Genomic DNA, 15,468 nt, shown 5'->3' with positions numbered 1-15,468 from the left:
CTATCTGCCAGTATCCGACGCGCCTACCGACAGCGGCTCAGCGACGTCCTCCAGCGACTGCCGTTCGGCATTCGTGCCGAAGATGAGCGCAACCACCCCGCCGAGGATCATGATGCCCGCACCGAGGAAGTAGCCGCCGGTGAGCGGACCGCGGTCCTCACCCTTGCCGATCAGCGCGCCGTAGACGACGGGGCCGAGCGCCCCGAACAGCTGGCCAAGCGAGAAGAAGTACGAGATCGCGCGACTGCGCAATTCGAGCGGGAAGGGCTTGCTCCCCGTCAGGTAGGCGGATGAGGCCCCGGCGCTGGCGAAGAAGAACGACACGCACCAGAAAATGGTCTGCGTCGTCGCATTGAGGGCGCCGACGCTGAACAACACCGCAGAGACCCCGAGCACAGCCGCGGCGATCACATAGGTGCTGAAGATCATCTTCCGCCTGCCCCAGACATCGAACAGGTGGCCGAGAATCAGCGGGCCGGCCAGGTCGCCGATGGCAAAGGGAAAGAAGTACAGAGCGGTGGATCCTGTCGGTATGTGATAAAGGTCCTGCAGTACCAGTGCGTAGGTGAAGAAGATCGCGTTGTACAGGAACGATTGGGTGATCATCACACGGCACCGGTGAGCGTGCGCTTGGGGTACTTGATGAACAGAACCCTCATCATGGCTAGGAAACCGACCCCGTTGGACGCCGTCACCGTGATTGAGTTGATCGCCGCGTACTCGCCGCCGGGACGGATCCGGCGGCACCGACCTCCACGGAGCTCATATGCAGGTCTTTGGCATAACCCGCGGATGCCACGATCTGGATCTCGAGACCGTCGAGAATCCAGGCCACGCCGAGACCGACCACGATGGACCAGTGGAACTTGGTCCAGGGAAGACGATCGAGCCTGGCGGGAACGAGGCTCTTCACACGCTTGATCGAATTACCTACCGAATCGAACGCCATTGCATTCTCCCTCCGCGAGCGCAGCTGTTCTGGTGCGGTGGCAACCCGGAATTCAACCTATGCCTGTGTGGGAAAATCTCGAAAATTACCCCCGAGGGGTTGCGCTACGAGAGAAAAGATGAGGAGCGGCAACTAGTCGCCCTTGAGCACCGAGAGCACGTTGCCCGCCGGGTCCTTGAACCAGGCGATGTCCGGTCCGTTGCCGCGCATGATCCCCTTTTCGTCACCGGGCATATCGTCGTAAATCCTGGTGACGACCCCGCGCGAGTTGAGATCGTCGACGGCGGCTTCGACGTCATCTACCGGAAAATTCATGATCGTGAAGCTCGCTGGCTCGTGGCTATCCTTGACGTAGGCGAGCACCGTCGCACCGCTACCGAGGCGCAGTTCGAGGAAGCCCATACTGTTCTCCGAGACCGTCAGGCCCAGCGTCTCACCGTAGAATTTTTTTGCGGCTTCTAAGTCGTTGATCGAAAAACCGCTGAATGCATGGTCGGCTGTAAACATCGTTGTCCTCCTCGGATTGTGAAAATAAATGTATACACTGTCCACAATGACACGGATTCACCCCGTCGTCCAGAGGAGTGTTGTGTGATGAGCGCGCTCAGCCGTGAAAGTTACCGGCACGGTGACCTCCACCAGACCCTTCTTTCTGCCGCGCTGGAGATGGCACGCGAGGGCGGACCGGATGCCGTGGTGCTCCGCGAAGCAACCAGGCGCGCCGGAGTCTCCCCCAACGCCGCCTATCGCCACTTCGCCGATCGCAGGGCCATGCTCCTCGCTGTGTCAGCTGCCGCCCAGGGGATGGCTGCGGACAGCATGGAGAAAGCGATCGCCGCGGTGCCCGAATCCGGCGACCCGAAGGTCGACGCCCGCGAGGAACTGCGTGCCGTGGGACTCGGCTACCTCGCCTTCGCCCGCGAGCAGCCCGGCCTCTTTCGCGCGGCTTTCTCGGTTCCCGACGACCTCAGCAACGCCCGGTCGGAGGACAAGGCGGGAGCACAGGGCCGCAGCCCCTACGGCGTGCTGGGTGATGTGCTTGACCGTTTGGTCGAGGTGGGAGCCCTCCCGCAGGAACGACGGGCCGACGCGGAGCTGCTGGCGTGGTCATCCGTTCACGGGCTCGGAATGCTCGTGATCGACGGGCCGCTGCGCAGGCTCCCCAGCGAGATGGTGGCGAACGCCAGCGAACGACTCGTCGACATGGTGGCGCGCGGCCTCTAAATGAATTCGGCTAGGTGATCGTGGCCAGCGACTCCGCACTGATCTTCTCCACCCCGGCGGTCACCAGCTCGACGAGTAGGTCGAAGCTCCGGTCGAGGTCGTCGGGCAGGCCGAACCCTCCACCGAGTTCCAGCAGGATGAACCCGTGCAGCGCGGACCGGATGACGCGGATCGCGTCGATCGTCAGCTCGGGCGGCAGAGCGAAACCGCGCAGCACCGCTGCCATCACGTCGAGCGTCCGTGTGGCGGCGACGGACAGCGGTTGGTCGAGCGGTTCGTCGCGGCGGGCCGCGACCTGGGTCGCGGCGTAAAGACCTGGGTTCTGCTGGGCGAAGATACGAATCGCGTGCGCCATGGCCCGCAGTGCGTCGCGACCGGCCAGACCCGTGGATGCCGCCGAGATCACTTCGGTGAGCCTGTTCACCGAGACGATGGCGATCTCGCGCCGAAGGTCGGCGAGGGATGTCACGTGCTTGTAGAGGCTCGGAACCGCGATCCCGGCGCGCGCCGCCAGAGCTGCCAACGTCAGGTCGGCGAATCCGGTGTAGCCTCCCTCGTCGACCAGGTCGATGGATGCTGCGACCACCGCGCCGCGATTGAGCCCGACCCTAGGCACGCGTCGCCCACCCGACCACGCTCTCGTCGCGGAGCGCCGCGAGGAACTCGAGCGTCGCCGGCACGGTGATGTCAGGACGCTGGGCGTGCGGGTAGTGGCCGGAATCCGACACGAGGTCGACCTGTGCTCCAAGGTTCGCCATCCATTCGCTCTCCGCTCGCGGGTCAGAGTAGTCGGGGTCGAGCTCACCGACGAAGGCGCGGATGGGTGCTTTCACATCGATCAGCCGAGGTTCGACCACCGAGTGGTCGAGTTGGAGGGCGAGATCGCGGAACGAGCGGAGCCGACCGGGTTTACGCAGTGTGGCCGTGATCTCTGCGATGTGCTCATCGAGCCACGGAGCGCGCGTTCCCTTGTTGATCGAACGGTAGTAGCCCGCCCAGAACCTGGCTCCCCACGGGCGGGCGAGAACGATGCGATAGAGCAGTCGATTCGTCGTCATCACTAACCGCGACGAGCTGCCCTCGCGCAAGAGCGGCCCGTAGAGCACGAGGCCGGCGAACAGGTCGGGACGTTCCGCCGCAGCCCAGGCCGCTGCGGCGGCGCCCATCGAGTTGCCGAGTACGACGGCCGGGCCATCCAGCTTTTCAACCAGTGCAATCAGGTCCTGGCCGGTGGCGATATCTCCGTGAGCGCTAAACGTAGTGTCGCTGTCACCGTGACCGCGCAGGTCCATGACAGCCACTCGGTAACCGGCGTCGATGAGCGGCGCGACCAGTTCACGATAGCTGGAGCGCAGGTCTCCCATGCCGGGGATTGCGACGATCAGCGGGCCAGCCCCGTCGAGGCTGTAGGCGACGCGGCCTTGTGGGCGGTCGAGGTAGCGAAAATCCTGCGTTGTGGAAGTATTCATAGCTTTAAAGCTAATGGCATTAGCCGTAAAGTGCAAGCGCGTTTCACCCGCGTTCTGCGGCGAGACGCGCCTGATGCATAGCCGGCCGAGGTCAAGCGAGAAAACCGGTCTCGATGAGTTCACGGATGCTGGGCAGAAGTTCGGCGCTCAACGCACTCTCGTCGGCCTCCAGCAGTTGCGCGATCGCGGCGATGATGGCGCGCACGCTGAGCTCGCCGTCGCAGGCGCCGACCAATGCGGCAAGGCCCGTGTCGAGGGCCATCGAGCGACCGAAGCCGCCGCCCTGCCGGAGGGTCATCACCGTGGGGTCTTCGTTGCCTGGCCAGTAGTGTCGCTCCTCCGTGACGTCGCCGGCGACCGCGAGCACCAGGCGGGAGAGTAAGTCGTCGTCCAGGGAGAACTGGCGATCGTGAGCATCGAGCGTCGCCACCACGTGCGGGCCGAGACCTGAGCCGACCGGACCGTCGAGCCGCTCCAGCCTGCGCAGGGTCGAGCTTGACCGCGGCGAACGCAGGGTGAGGTATCCGAAGCCCACACTCGTGACCTCGCGGGCGGCGAAGTCGTCGAGCCATGCTCCGTACAACCGATCGAACTCGGCGCCGGGCCTTGTGCCGCCGTCACGGATCCAGGTTTCGGAATAGAGGGCGGCATCCTGCACCTCGCGCTCGACGACCCAGGCGTCGAGGCCGCTCGCGTCGATCCAGCCACCGACCCGATCCAGCCCGTCACGCTCGAGTCCGTCGCGGTCGATCCCGTACTCCCAGTTGCCGAGCAGTTGGGCCACGCCGCCCGGTTCGAGGTGCTCCGCGCAACCGGCGATCACCGAGGCCACCAGGGCATCGCCGACCAGGCCGCCGTCACGATACTCGTAGGCCGGTACCCCATCGGTGCGCGGGGTGATCACGAAGGGCGGGTTCGAGACGATGTGGCCGAAGCGCTCCCCCGCCACCGGGTCGAAGAGACTGCCGAGGCGGAACTCGATGTTGTCGATTCCGTTGAGTTGCGCGTTGAGGGACGCCAGGTCGAGCGCGCGCTGTGAGATATCGGTGGCGACCACGCGCTTCGCATGCCTCGCTGCGTGCATCGCCTGGATGCCGCATCCGGTGCCGAGATCGAGCGCGCTGTCGGCGGGCGTGCCGATCATGAGCCCGCTCAGCGTCATCGAGGCCCCGCCGACCCCCAGTACGTGGTCTTCGCGCAACGCCCCGCCAGTGGACAGTTCCCCGAGATCGCTGGCGATCCACCAGCTCACAACACCGTGGGCGTCGACGAAGCTGTAGGGTCGCAGGTCGAGCAGCGGCCTTACGAGGTCGTCCGTCTGCTCGACCAGTCCGAGTGAGACGGCACCGTCCAAGCCGATCACGGGGAGGGCCGATTCGAACACCTCCCGCGAGACGGGCATCCCCAGCACGAAGAGAGTCGCGAGCGTTGCCGAGGGCGAGCGCTGGTCGGCAAGAGCTCGAATCGCCGGCACGCGCTGCGCGCGATGGAGGGCGGCATCCGCCTCGTCGCCCCAGAGCGTCGTGAGACCTTCCACGCTGAAATCGGCGAAGAGCAGGTCGGTGCGCAGCAGCGTGATGAGGTCGGAAGTCACCCCGCAATTCAACTGCATGTGCCTCACTTCGATATGCACAGCTGCGATGTGCATATCTATCCAGCCCGCTGTTCGGCGAGCAGGTCACCGAGGGAACGGCTCTTGGATGCCAGCCGCACAGGGGTGCGTGACACATCCACACTCGGCGGAGGAATAAGCACGTACCCGGCTCCCTGCCGCTCGATCTCCCGCCAGTTGTCGTGCAACAACATGTGATGATGCCGGCACAGCAGCACACCGTCGGCGACATTCGTTTCGCCCTGATCTCGATGCCAGTGATCGATATGGTGCGCTTCCGTCCACGAGGGTGGTCGCTGGCAGTCCGGCCACATACATCCACCATCCCTGGCGGCGAGAGCCACTCGCTGCTTGGCGGTGAAGAGTCGATGCTCTCGTCCGACGTTGAGGCAGGCGCCATCGTCGTCGAAAGCGATGGGCAGGATTCCCGTATCGCAGCTATACCGCTCGATCGTCTCGATCGAAACCGGGTCCGGCTGCCCTTCGATCCGTCCGTGACCCATCCATCGCGCAAGTGATCGTTCGCTGACCAGGACGCGAACGGCGGGTCGCTTTCCCCCGAAGAGCACACCGTCGTCGACGATCCCGGCGATCTTCACCATCCCCACGAGGGCATCGAGCATGATCTGCTCTGTGGAACGTTCGTCGGCGAGCAACTCATCCGCATGTGCCCTTTCGGCACTATCGACGAATCGCGGACCTCCTCGACGTGGCGAGGTGACGATGTCGAAAGCATCGGTCACCAACGCCGCAGACTCCGGATCGAGCAGCCCGCTCAGCGTGACCATCCCGTCGGCGAGACGCGTCAATCGCAGGTACGGCGACCACGACGTTCCGCCTCTCGATCAGCGATGCCCGCGGCATCCAACTCACCCCGTAACACGCGGGCTTCTGCAAAAAGTTTGTCTGCGTCGAGGATTTCTGCCCGCGCGACCAGGACGTGCGCAGCGTCACGCAAAGCGGCCGCGCTGATCTCGTCACCCGGCAGCCCGAGGCCGTTGCGAATGGCGTCGACGGCCGCAAGTTCGATGTCGCCGCGGAGGACCGCATCACCCACCTCACCAAGCCAGGAAGCTTTGGCATCGCCGGTAGCCTGCGACTCGCCCACCACCTCACTCGCCCTCACCAGGGCAGATGCGTCACGGCGGGTCCAGCGGGTGACATTCTGGATCAAGGCTTCCGGCGTGCGGTACCCGGATCGTTGAGCGACGTCAGCATCCAGAGCGCGGGCCCAGCCACAAGCTCCGGTCGACCGGAGGCGGGTACCGAGGGTGAAGACCCGATCCTCTCAGCAGAACGCGGGCTACGCTTTTAAGCATTCCAACCCGTGCGAGGAGAATGTGAAACCGCTCAGCGAAACCGACATCCGGTCCAGCATCGTCAACGCCACCCGCGGCGAGATCGAGCGGATGCCGCTTCCTGGCCTGCACGAAGTGCTCTGGGACGAGCGCGAATACCTCGGCTGGCGCGACCCACGCGCGCCATTGCGCGGCTATCTTGTTCACTGGGTGGACGACCAGCCTGTCGGTGTAATGCTGCGAGCTTCGGGCGCCAGTATGCGTCCAGGGATCTCGGCGATGTGCTCGCTCTGCCACACCCCGCAGCCCTCTGACCAGGTGGCCCTGTTCGCTGCGGCGAAAGCGGGCCAGGCCGGCCGCGACGGCAACACCGTGGGGATGTACATCTGTGCAGACCTGGCCTGCTCGCTTATCATCCGCATCGTTCCGCCGAAGATGCCGATGCAGCCCGAACCCTCCGAGATCGTCGCCCGCCGGGCAGAAGGCCTGATGGGACGTGTGCAGTCATTCACCGCCGACATCATGAAAGCCGTCTGATGACCACCAATACCCACCTCGTCGGCGGCGTCAACCTCTCCCGATGCCGAGACCGCTTTCGATAACCAGCGGCGCCAACGAAGTGCGCTGGCTGGTGAACGTGAGATCGTCGATGAACTCGTCGCGCACGGGGCGCTCTCTCAGTACCACCTGCTGCCGAGCGTTCGCGGCGATTTCCTCGCCAGGCTCGGGCGGCATGCGGAGGCACGAACAGAGTTCGAGCACGCAGCGGCGCTCACGCGCAATGAGCGCGAGCGGACGCTACTGCTCCAACGGGCCGCCGGCCTCGACTAGCCGTTCGACTTGGATGCCGCCTTCGACTTCTTGTCGGCGCGCTTCTCCTTGAGGGACTTCGATGCCGCGGTCTTCGAGGTGGACTTTTTCGGTGACTTGTCGGCCATGGTGAGCTCCCTCGGAATGGGAACCCGAATGGCTCCACGTCTGCCTGAGAATACGCGCATTACCGGGGTGCCGCATCCACCGCTTGACATCCGGGCAGGACTGCCAAACTAAAACCAATTACTTCTGGAACGAAATGGTTATGAGCTTGACTGCCCCTGACAAGCGTTTCGCGGCACCGCTCTGCCCCGTCGACAGGACCTGCGGTCTCGGCGGCCCGTACGACAGGATGATTCGGCTCAGGCGAGTCGGGCCATCCTGTTCAGCGGACTGGTGCCGACAGAAGCCGCGGCGCGCGGGCCAGTCCGTCGGTGCCGGGACTCAGCGCGGTGCCAGGACTCAGGCGCTGCGGCGACGCAGGCGCACCACGAGGGCGACAATCCCCCGCCAGCCGAGCAGGAAGATCGCGACGACGATGGTAGCGACGATCACGAAACTGACCTCGACGCCCTGTCCGCTCGCCACGCGCAACAGCATGCCGAGAAGCACGGTCGCCACCCAGATCCCGATCCCGGTCCAGACCACTCGCCGAGGCGACGCCCAGGCGCGCATCCCCAGCCAGCCCACGATCAGTCCGACGGGAAACGGCCACAGCGTGTTGAGGGTGCCCGGCAGGTCCTCGCCGTGGCTCGCGCGCCCGATCAACACGAAAGCGATCACCAGCACCAGGTCGACGACGAACGACAGGACGACGGATGCGGGGCGCGGGGCGGTCATCCACCCAGCCTAGAGTCAGAGTCTCTGAATTCAGGAAGCGACCAGGGTGGCGAAAACGACGAAGTTGTCGGTGTAGTGGCCGGTTGTGCGGTCGAACGGCCCGTCGCAGGTGATCACGCGCAACTGAGGAGTCGGAACGTTTCCATAGACGCTGCCGGTGGGGAAGTTGGCTTTCTGCACGAGATCTGTCGACTGCGTCTCGAAAGTGAGTGTCGTGCCATCCGACATGGTCACCAGGATCTTTGCGCCGGGCTTCAGGTCTCCAAGGTGTTCGAAGACGGCAGGACGCGTGACGGAGTCCACGTGGCCGGCGATCACCGCCGCCCCCACCTGCCCCGGCAGTATTCCGGCGGCATACCAGCCGGCTTTGTCAGGGTCGACCGGAGGGTGAAGTACCCCCGCGCCATCGACGCCGAGGGATTCCAGGTCGGTGGAAACCCCAATATCGGGTATCGCGACATGGGAGGCGACAATACCCGAGGTCGGCGCTGCTACCGCAGCTTCGATGGGATCGAGCAGCCGTCCGGCATCCCCCACCTTCGACACGCTCGTGGCCCCCTGCGCCTGGCCGCGACTCGTCATCGTGCCGGCGATCACAGCAGCCGTCGACACACCCATCACGACCCCCAAGGCCAGCGCACCGGTGAGCACCCAGGTGGAGCGATAGACCATCGATCGGTCGGCGAAAGCTTTCTTATGCCGTGCCATGGGTCACCTTCTTCTGTGAATATGGATGCAAGTCAGCGGGCGAAAGCGCCCCGCGTCGGATGGTGCGCTTCACAGTCCGTGCGAGAAATCCGCCGCCGGTCTGTACGGCGCCCACCGGCGTCTGCGCTGCGGCAGCGCTGTCGAGGATCGGCCTGGCCGTCAGCCCTCCGGACGCCGTATCGAGCACGACGACGGTCGTGACGCTTCCGGAGGCCAGCGACACCGTTGCCGAATACTTCAGCTTCTGGCCGCCGATCGAGAGCGTCCACGGCCCAGCTGGCACCTCGACGTAGGGAGTGGTCGCCCCGGCCCTCGCGTCCGTGGCTATCGCGACGCCGGTGGAGGTGACCACCGAGACCACGGGAGTCAGCGCAGAAGCCTGTAGCAGCCTGATCCGCGCCGCTCCCGCCGCAGGAGACGCCAGGTCGTCGGGATAGGCCTTCATCCGCAGTCGCACATTCCGGCCGAACGCGGCAACCGTCGTGCTCTGTCCCGCGGTGACCACCACCGATGACGTGATCACGGGCTTGGTGCTCCGCTTCGCCCCGCTCGGCGTCATCGTGACGGTGTATCGGCCGGCCGGCAGGGCCGAATAGCCGGAAACCGCGCCGTAGGCGACACCGTCCAGTTCGAGGAGCACTGTTCGTGAACCTTTAGCCGTCACCCTCACATCGACGGCGTCGGTGTCCGGCGAGAGATGTGCCAGTCGAATCCATCCCGCGGTCGAGGCGGTAATTGGAACCGTGACCTGTGCGGTGTCGGCGAGCGCGGGGGCAACGCCGAGAGATAAACCTGCGATGACGGCCGCCGCGATGGAGATGGTGCGGGAGAGTCGCCGAACTGTACTTGTAATCATGGGTAAGTCCTTCATATCGACGCGCTGTCGGGTGACGGCGATACACGGGTGGTTCGTAGCCGCGACGAAAGTGGTTTGGGTATGCGTGCCGAGACACGCTGACGCGCCTTCCCTCATCTGCGTAGGGTGGAGCAATGGAAACAGGCAGCCCCCTGGGCGAGTACCTCCGCGCCCGCCGAGAACTTCTCACCCCGGAAGAAGCAGGGCTGCCCGGCACCGGTCGACGACGCGTGCTCGGCCTGCGCCGCGAGGAGGCCGCGCAACTGGCCGGCATCAGCTCCGACCACTATCTGCGACTCGAGCAGGGTCTCGACCTGCACCCCACCGACCAGGTGCTCGATGGCCTCGCCATGGCACTGCAGCTCGACGCGGATGCCACAGCCCACCTGCATCGTCTCGCCCATCCCACGACCGGCCGTCGCCGCGCCGATCCGGGGCCAGAGTACGTGTCGCCGAGCCTCGAGTACCTCGTATCGTCATGGACGAACCAGGCCGCCATTGTGCACGGACGCCACATGAACGTGCTGGCGTCCAACGCGCTCGCCGTAGCGCTCTCGCCAATCTATAAAGTCGGGGCGAACGCCCTGCGCTCTGCCTTGCTCGACCCCGGCATGCAGGAATTCAACCGGGACTGGGAAGGGATGACCGAGCGCATCGTCGCGGGCCTGCGCGCGACGGTCGGCTCGGAGACGGATGATCCGCAACTCGCGCAGCTCGTCGGCGAGCTGTCGCTGCGCAGCGAGCGGTTCCGGCAGTTGTGGGCACAGCAGGAGGTGCGACCCAAGGCCGGCGGAATCTCCCTGATGCAGCATCCGGAGGTCGGCGCTCTCGACCTGCACTACGAGAAGTTCAGCATCGAGGGAACCAGCGGACAGGTGCTGGTGATCTTCCACGCCGAGCCAGGCACGCCGTCGGAGGTCGGCCTTCGCCGGCTCGCCAGGATCGCGGCCGGCGAACAGGATGACGAGACCCCCCTCCCGGCACCGGTATCGCTCGAATCCCGGCGACGGGCCACGTGACCTTACGCACAGCCGGTCGTCGCGCGGTTCGTATCGTCGTGGCTGTCGTCGCAGTGCTCATCGTCGTCGTTGTCGGCTTCGCGGCGTGGGCGAACATCGTCATGCAGGGTGACCGCGTCATCGCGCTGAAGGCCTGGAACGACGCATCCATCTCTGTGGAGTCGACAGATCATTCGATAGTGCTCATCCCGCGCCACGGGGCCACCGGTACCGGCCTGGTCTTCATTCCCGGCGCCAAAGTCGACCCCTATGCCTACATGTACAAGCTCTCCGGCATCGTGGAAAAAGGCGTGACCGTCGTGATCACAAAGCCCACGCTCAACCTGGCATTCTTCGACCAGCGGCCGCTGGCGACCTTTACCACCGACGCGCCAGATGTCACCCGCTGGTTTGTCGGCGGGCACTCTCTCGGCGGCGTGCGCGCCTGCATGCTGGCCGATTCGAAGGATGTCGCTGGCCTTGTACTCTTCGGGAGCTACTGCGCGAACGACCTCTCTCGCCCCCGCCTCGATGTGCTCAGCATCGGCGGAAGCCGGGACGGGCTCAGCACGCCCGCGAAAATTGCCTCGACCAAGCCGCTGCTGCCGGCCGACGCCGATTTCGTGGAGATCGCCGGAGCGAACCATGCCGCCTTCGGCGACTACGGGGTGCAGCCGGGCGACAGAACAGCCACCATCACCAGCAGGCAGGCGCGAACGGCGATCACCGACGCCCTCGACAGCGTGTTGGGCTGAGGGCGCCGACGACCGTCTCCTCGAGGCTGGCGCACTTCAGTTCACCATGGCACTGTTCCTGCTGCGTCCTGGAAGGTACCTGTTGGTCCGTCCTGGCCGATCGTCGCCAGGCGCACGATAGCGTCGGTGCCCTGCTCGACGGTCTGGGTCCCCCGGAAACTGTTCAGATCGGTGCCGGTGTACCCGGGATCGACGGCGTTGATGCGGATGCCCGGCAAAGATTTCGCATACTGGGTCGTCATCATCGTCACGGCGGTCTTCGACGGCGAATAGGCGACGGATTGCAGTGTCGACTCGAACCTCGCCGGGTCCATCGTGACCGCGAAAGACCCCATGCCGCTGGTGACGTTGACGATCACCGGGGTGTCGGACTCCTGCAGCAGAGGCAGGAAGGAGTGGGTCACCCGGACGAGCCCGAAGACGTTGGTGTCGAAGACGTGTCGCACGTCGTCGGCTGTCGCATCCGGCGGCGCGATATGGTCACCGGCGATTCCCGCGTTGTTGATGAGCACGTCGAGGCTGCCCTCGTTCTCCCGCAGATGTCTCGCTGCCGCATCCACCGATTGCTGGTCGGTGACATCGAGTTGCACGAATCGTGCGCCGAGGCTGTCGGCGGCCTCCTGCCCTTTCGCGGCATCCCGGGCGCCAATGTAGACGGTGTGACCGAGGCCGATGAGTCGCCTCGCTGTTTCGAAGCCGAGGCCCTTATTGGCCCCTGTGATGAGTGTGAGTGTCATTGCTCCAGCATCCGTCACTGTCCGGCAGACAACCATCACCTCAGTCGTCCATGGGACCGCCAATACCACCGTGTTTTGTCGGAGACGGAGCAGACTGGATGCATGAGCAACTCCCACGGCGAACTGGCCATCGTGCTGCGTTCCTGGCGTGACCGGCTCTCCCCGGCGGATGCGGGCCTCCCTCATGGCGGAGTGCGCCGGGCTGCCGGATTGCGTCGCGAGGAACTCGCCTCCCTGGCCGGACTGTCCGTGGACTACATCGTCCGGCTCGAGCAGGGACGATCGGAGAACCCCTCGCCGCAGGTGCTCACTGCCCTCGCCCGAGCGCTGCGGCTCTCGAAATTCGAGCGCGACCACCTGTTCCGGGTGGCCGGCGAACTCGCACCGAGCGACTCTCTCGTGCCGCGCCACGTTCCGCCGAGTACCCAACGTTTGCTCGATCGTATGTCCGACCTCCCGGTCGGAGTATTCAGCGTCGACTGGACGCTTCTCTCCTGGAACGCCGCCTGGACCTCCCTGGTCGGCGATCCCTCGTCACGCCGCGGTCGGGAGCTCAACATCGCCTGGCGGCATTTCCGTACAGTGGACCCTCTCCTGGAGCGAAGCGCGCAAGAGATCGCGGCCTTCGAGGCATCGATGGTCGCAGATCTGCGCATGGCGAGCGGACGCTATCCGCAGGATGCCGGGCTCGCTGGCCTGATCTCCGAGCTTCGCCGCGACTCACCAGTTTTCGAGACACTCTGGGGCAAAGCGGATGTCGCGGCTCGCCATTCCGATCGCAAGACGTTCCGGCACCCGACGGTGGGGTCGCTCACCCTCGACTGCGACGTTCTGACGGTGCCCGACAGCGACCTACGGATCATCGCCTACTCAGCGATTCCCGCCTCTGTCGATGCCGAAAAGCTCGAACTGGTGACGGTCGCCGGGCTGCAGGCGTTCGCGTCATGACGACCTCCTGCCCAGCGAAGCCCTGTTCCACCGGGTGTTCTTCGTCCTCGTGCCCAACCTCGCCGAAGGTAATTTGTCCCAAAATCCAGACTCAGAGCACCTTGCAATAGAGAGAGCCTGAGGAAAGGAAACCCATGAAGGCGAAACTCGCAACGACCGCGATGGCGGTCCTGATCGACGCCATCGTGATCGGAGTCGCCCAACTCGATCGACCATCGACAGAAACACCCCATCGTCAAGCTCGGCGCGGACAGCCCTGTCTCCCACTGTGGGAGGGATCTCCACGATCGACCACCTCGAGGCGGCCGGCTTCGTCTCAGACGACGGCAGCACACCTCGAGTGAACGCCGCCACAGTAGCCAAGGCGCTGGCCCAGCTCACGACGGCCACGCAGGTCGCTACGGGCTACCAGCGCGACCAATTCGGGCCGACCTGGTAAGACACCGACCACAACGGTTGCGATACCCGCATTATCTACACCTAGGGAGGCCGAATAGGTTCCCGTCTCCTTGCGGCTGGGGATCCAGCTGTGACTCGAATAATTGGGACGGTTGGGACAGAGATGTCGGACCCATACAACACAACTAAACTCACGACCCAGAAAACGGCGCCAACGTCGCAGCGAGAAGACGAGTGATCGCCCTGCTCGAATTACGGTTCATGTCTTTGAACCCACACGCGAAACTTCCGCGGCTGCAAATAATCAGGTACTGCGGGTGACCATCAGAAGCAGGTACTCGTCATCGGAATTTGTCAAGGTGGATGGGGCCAGCGTGAGTTTAGGCGGCTAGTTTCGGCTCGTCTTCTTGTGCTTCGGTGGGCTTGTTTATCCACGCTGCGTCGGGGGTGGCGAGGATCTTGGGGTCGAGGTTGGTGCTGAAGCGTTCCGGGTTCCGGGCCCGGGCTTCGGCCAGGGTCGCGGACCGCTCGGCGGCTTTGCCGGCCGCGAGGCCGTAGTGGACGTCTGCGGGCGTGTTCAGCCCGATGCCGGTGTGGCGGTGGGTGTGGTTGTAGCCCTCGACGAAGGTGTCCATGAAGCGTCTCGCGTCGCCGAGGCTATTGAAGCGTTCCGGGAACACCGGTGCGAACTTGAGGGTTTTGAACCACGCCTCCGAGTACGGGTTATCGTTACTGACCCGGGGCCGGGAGTGCGACTTGGTGACCTCCAGATCCGACAACAACGCGGTGACGGTCTTGCTCGTCATCGACGTGCCCTGGTCCGCGTGAACGACCCGCGGGGTGCCGTGGATGCCGAACGTTTCCGTCATCATTTCCGCGGCCAGGACCGCGGACTCGGCCGGGTGGACCTTCGCGCCGACGATGTAGCGGGAGAAGATATCGATCATCACGTAGCAGTCGAAGTACTTGCCCTTGATCGGGCCCGCCAGCTTCGTGATGTCCCACGTATAAACCTGGCCCGGTGCGGTGGCGACCAGTTCCGGGACCGCCCGGGCCGGATGGCGGGCCAGCCGGCGGCGTTCCTTGACCTGCTTGTTCTCGGCCAACACCCGGTAGATCGTTGAAATCGACGCCAAATACACGCCCTCGTCCAGCAGCTGCGCGTAGATCTGGATCGGCGGTAAGTCCACGAACCGGGGCGAGTTCATCACGGCCAGGATCCGGGCCCGCTCGAGGAGATCGAGCTTGTTCGCCGGCACCAACACCGGCCCCGCCACCGGGGTGCGTGGCGTCCGGGTCGCCGTCGACCGCGGCAACCCGACCAACGCCGCGGCGGTCCGGGTGGACACTCCTCGGCGGGTCAGAGCACGGTAGGTGCTCATCACGGTTTCGTCTGCGGTGTTTCGTCCCGCGAGCTCTTCGAAAGACTTTCGAGTAGCTCGTGCATTTTTGACATGATCTCCAACGCCACCCCCGTCGTAGCCAAACGCCGTTCCGTCAGATCAAGCTGGCGGCGAAGCCTCGCGATCTCCGCCTGCTCGGGCGTAAGGCGGCCGATCTTCTCACCAGGCTTCTTGCCCTGCAGCACGCCCGCATCCCGCAGCTTTCGCCACTCCGTGATCTGGGAAGAATAGATACCCTGCTCGCGCAGATACGCACCGCCCCCGTTCTGGGAGATCGCATCCTCATACGCGGCCAAGTGCTCCAGCTTCTGCTTCGGCGTGAACGACCGCCGGGGCGTGGGTCCACCCGCGCGGGGGCCGGGACTGCTGTTCTTACTCATCGGACCATCGTCGCCCACGGCAATCAAAGACGGGCTGGACATCATCGGGACTTCCTGATTCTCGCCCTACGTCAAACGG

The 15,468-nt window shown here is 64.8% G+C and carries 20 protein-coding genes; 6 read left to right on the top strand and 14 right to left on the bottom strand.

Annotated elements, in window-relative coordinates:
• The 3 genes from ABIB56_RS06810 to ABIB56_RS06800 form a co-directional block, all read right to left on the bottom strand.
• Positions 1 to 606, bottom strand: coding sequence for an MFS transporter (locus tag ABIB56_RS06810; protein ID WP_354568333.1), 606 nt, complete (start codon positions 604 to 606; stop codon positions 1 to 3).
• 85 nt (positions 607 to 691) lie between these two features.
• Positions 692 to 949 carry a hypothetical protein gene (locus ABIB56_RS06805; protein WP_354568332.1) on the bottom strand — a complete coding sequence of 86 codons (258 nt, stop codon included), beginning with the start codon at positions 947 to 949 and terminating at the stop codon, positions 692 to 694.
• Between the two features lie 132 nt (positions 950 to 1,081).
• Positions 1,082 to 1,456 (bottom strand): VOC family protein, encoded by a 375-nt coding sequence (locus ABIB56_RS06800; protein ID WP_354568331.1) that lies wholly within the window; start codon positions 1,454 to 1,456, stop codon positions 1,082 to 1,084.
• 87 nt (positions 1,457 to 1,543) lie between these two features.
• Here ABIB56_RS06800 and ABIB56_RS06795 point away from each other — a divergent pair, with 87 nt between their 5' ends.
• Positions 1,544 to 2,173 carry a TetR/AcrR family transcriptional regulator gene (locus ABIB56_RS06795; RefSeq protein WP_354568329.1) on the top strand — a complete coding sequence of 210 codons (630 nt, stop codon included), beginning with the start codon at positions 1,544 to 1,546 and terminating at the stop codon, positions 2,171 to 2,173.
• A 10-nt stretch (positions 2,174 to 2,183) separates the two neighbouring features.
• Here the strand turns inward: ABIB56_RS06795 and ABIB56_RS06790 are convergent, their stop codons facing one another.
• The 5 genes from ABIB56_RS06790 to ABIB56_RS06770 all read right to left on the bottom strand — a co-directional run bounded on the left by ABIB56_RS06790 (position 2,184) and on the right by ABIB56_RS06770 (position 6,428).
• Positions 2,184 to 2,789 (bottom strand): TetR/AcrR family transcriptional regulator, encoded by a 606-nt coding sequence (locus ABIB56_RS06790; protein WP_354568328.1) that lies wholly within the window; start codon positions 2,787 to 2,789, stop codon positions 2,184 to 2,186.
• On the bottom strand, positions 2,782 to 3,642 hold the full coding sequence (locus ABIB56_RS06785) for an alpha/beta fold hydrolase (protein WP_354568327.1): 861 nt from the start codon (positions 3,640 to 3,642) through the stop codon (positions 2,782 to 2,784). Before ABIB56_RS06785 ends, ABIB56_RS06790 begins: the two co-directional genes overlap by 8 nt.
• 91 nt (positions 3,643 to 3,733) lie before the next feature.
• On the bottom strand, positions 3,734 to 5,254 hold the full coding sequence (locus ABIB56_RS06780; RefSeq protein ID WP_502917580.1) for a DUF7059 domain-containing protein: 1,521 nt from the start codon (positions 5,252 to 5,254) through the stop codon (positions 3,734 to 3,736).
• Between the two features lie 38 nt (positions 5,255 to 5,292).
• The gene (locus ABIB56_RS06775; protein ID WP_354568325.1) at positions 5,293 to 6,063 is read right to left on the bottom strand and encodes an HNH endonuclease signature motif containing protein; all 771 of its coding nucleotides are present in this window, start codon (positions 6,061 to 6,063) and stop codon (positions 5,293 to 5,295) included.
• On the bottom strand, positions 6,060 to 6,428 hold the full coding sequence (locus ABIB56_RS06770) for a hypothetical protein (protein WP_502917575.1): 369 nt from the start codon (positions 6,426 to 6,428) through the stop codon (positions 6,060 to 6,062). The genes ABIB56_RS06775 and ABIB56_RS06770 overlap by 4 nt, the downstream gene beginning before the upstream one ends.
• Positions 6,429 to 6,594: 166 nt before the next feature.
• Between ABIB56_RS06770 and ABIB56_RS06765 the strand changes: the two genes are divergently transcribed.
• Positions 6,595 to 7,089 (top strand): FBP domain-containing protein, encoded by a 495-nt coding sequence (locus tag ABIB56_RS06765; protein WP_354568324.1) that lies wholly within the window; start codon positions 6,595 to 6,597, stop codon positions 7,087 to 7,089.
• A gap of 30 nt (positions 7,090 to 7,119) precedes the next feature.
• Here the strand turns inward: ABIB56_RS06765 and ABIB56_RS06760 are convergent, their stop codons facing one another.
• The 4 genes from ABIB56_RS06760 to ABIB56_RS06745 all read right to left on the bottom strand — a co-directional run bounded on the left by ABIB56_RS06760 (position 7,120) and on the right by ABIB56_RS06745 (position 9,769).
• Complete coding sequence (locus ABIB56_RS06760; RefSeq protein WP_354568323.1) at positions 7,120 to 7,287, bottom strand: hypothetical protein; 168 nt, start codon at positions 7,285 to 7,287, stop codon at positions 7,120 to 7,122.
• A gap of 540 nt (positions 7,288 to 7,827) precedes the next feature.
• Complete coding sequence (locus tag ABIB56_RS06755; protein ID WP_354568322.1) at positions 7,828 to 8,205, bottom strand: DUF3054 domain-containing protein; 378 nt, start codon at positions 8,203 to 8,205, stop codon at positions 7,828 to 7,830.
• A gap of 30 nt (positions 8,206 to 8,235) precedes the next feature.
• Entirely contained in the window at positions 8,236 to 8,913 is a 678-nt protein-coding gene (locus tag ABIB56_RS06750; RefSeq protein ID WP_354568321.1) for a class F sortase, read from the bottom strand.
• Entirely contained in the window at positions 8,900 to 9,769 is an 870-nt protein-coding gene (locus ABIB56_RS06745) for a DUF4397 domain-containing protein (RefSeq protein ID WP_354568320.1), read from the bottom strand. The genes ABIB56_RS06750 and ABIB56_RS06745 overlap by 14 nt, the downstream gene beginning before the upstream one ends.
• Before the next feature lie 134 nt (positions 9,770 to 9,903).
• Here ABIB56_RS06745 and ABIB56_RS06740 point away from each other — a divergent pair, with 134 nt between their 5' ends.
• Positions 9,904 to 10,788, top strand: a complete 885-nt coding sequence (locus tag ABIB56_RS06740; RefSeq protein ID WP_354568319.1) for a helix-turn-helix transcriptional regulator — start codon at positions 9,904 to 9,906, stop codon at positions 10,786 to 10,788.
• The gene (locus ABIB56_RS06735) at positions 10,785 to 11,522 is read left to right on the top strand and encodes an alpha/beta hydrolase (RefSeq protein ID WP_354568318.1); all 738 of its coding nucleotides are present in this window, start codon (positions 10,785 to 10,787) and stop codon (positions 11,520 to 11,522) included. The genes ABIB56_RS06740 and ABIB56_RS06735 overlap by 4 nt, the downstream gene beginning before the upstream one ends.
• A gap of 41 nt (positions 11,523 to 11,563) precedes the next feature.
• Here ABIB56_RS06735 and ABIB56_RS06730 read toward each other — a convergent pair whose 3' ends face one another.
• On the bottom strand, positions 11,564 to 12,259 hold the full coding sequence (locus ABIB56_RS06730) for an SDR family NAD(P)-dependent oxidoreductase (protein ID WP_354568317.1): 696 nt from the start codon (positions 12,257 to 12,259) through the stop codon (positions 11,564 to 11,566).
• Positions 12,260 to 12,361: 102 nt separating this feature from the next.
• Here ABIB56_RS06730 and ABIB56_RS06725 point away from each other — a divergent pair, with 102 nt between their 5' ends.
• Together ABIB56_RS06725 and ABIB56_RS06720 are read left to right on the top strand one after the other, a co-directional pair.
• Positions 12,362 to 13,207: a helix-turn-helix transcriptional regulator gene (locus tag ABIB56_RS06725; RefSeq protein WP_354568316.1), complete on the top strand. Its 846-nt coding sequence runs from the start codon at positions 12,362 to 12,364 to the stop codon at positions 13,205 to 13,207.
• A 268-nt stretch (positions 13,208 to 13,475) separates the two neighbouring features.
• Entirely contained in the window at positions 13,476 to 13,646 is a 171-nt protein-coding gene (locus tag ABIB56_RS06720) for a hypothetical protein (RefSeq protein WP_354568315.1), read from the top strand.
• A 340-nt stretch (positions 13,647 to 13,986) separates the two neighbouring features.
• Here the strand turns inward: ABIB56_RS06720 and ABIB56_RS06715 are convergent.
• Positions 13,987 to 15,389, bottom strand: a protein-coding gene (locus ABIB56_RS06715) for an IS3 family transposase (protein WP_354568314.1) whose coding sequence is annotated in 2 segments (ribosomal slippage) — positions 13,987 to 15,059 and positions 15,059 to 15,389 — 1,404 coding nt in all. Because the reading frame shifts where the segments join, the coding sequence is not laid out codon by codon here.
• Between the last annotated feature and the right edge of the window lie 79 nt (positions 15,390 to 15,468).

The sequence above is a fragment of the Glaciihabitans sp. UYNi722 genome (assembly GCF_040549465.1).
Lineage (GTDB): Bacteria > Actinomycetota > Actinomycetes > Actinomycetales > Microbacteriaceae > Lacisediminihabitans.
This window is presented reverse-complemented; position numbering and strand designations above follow the sequence as displayed.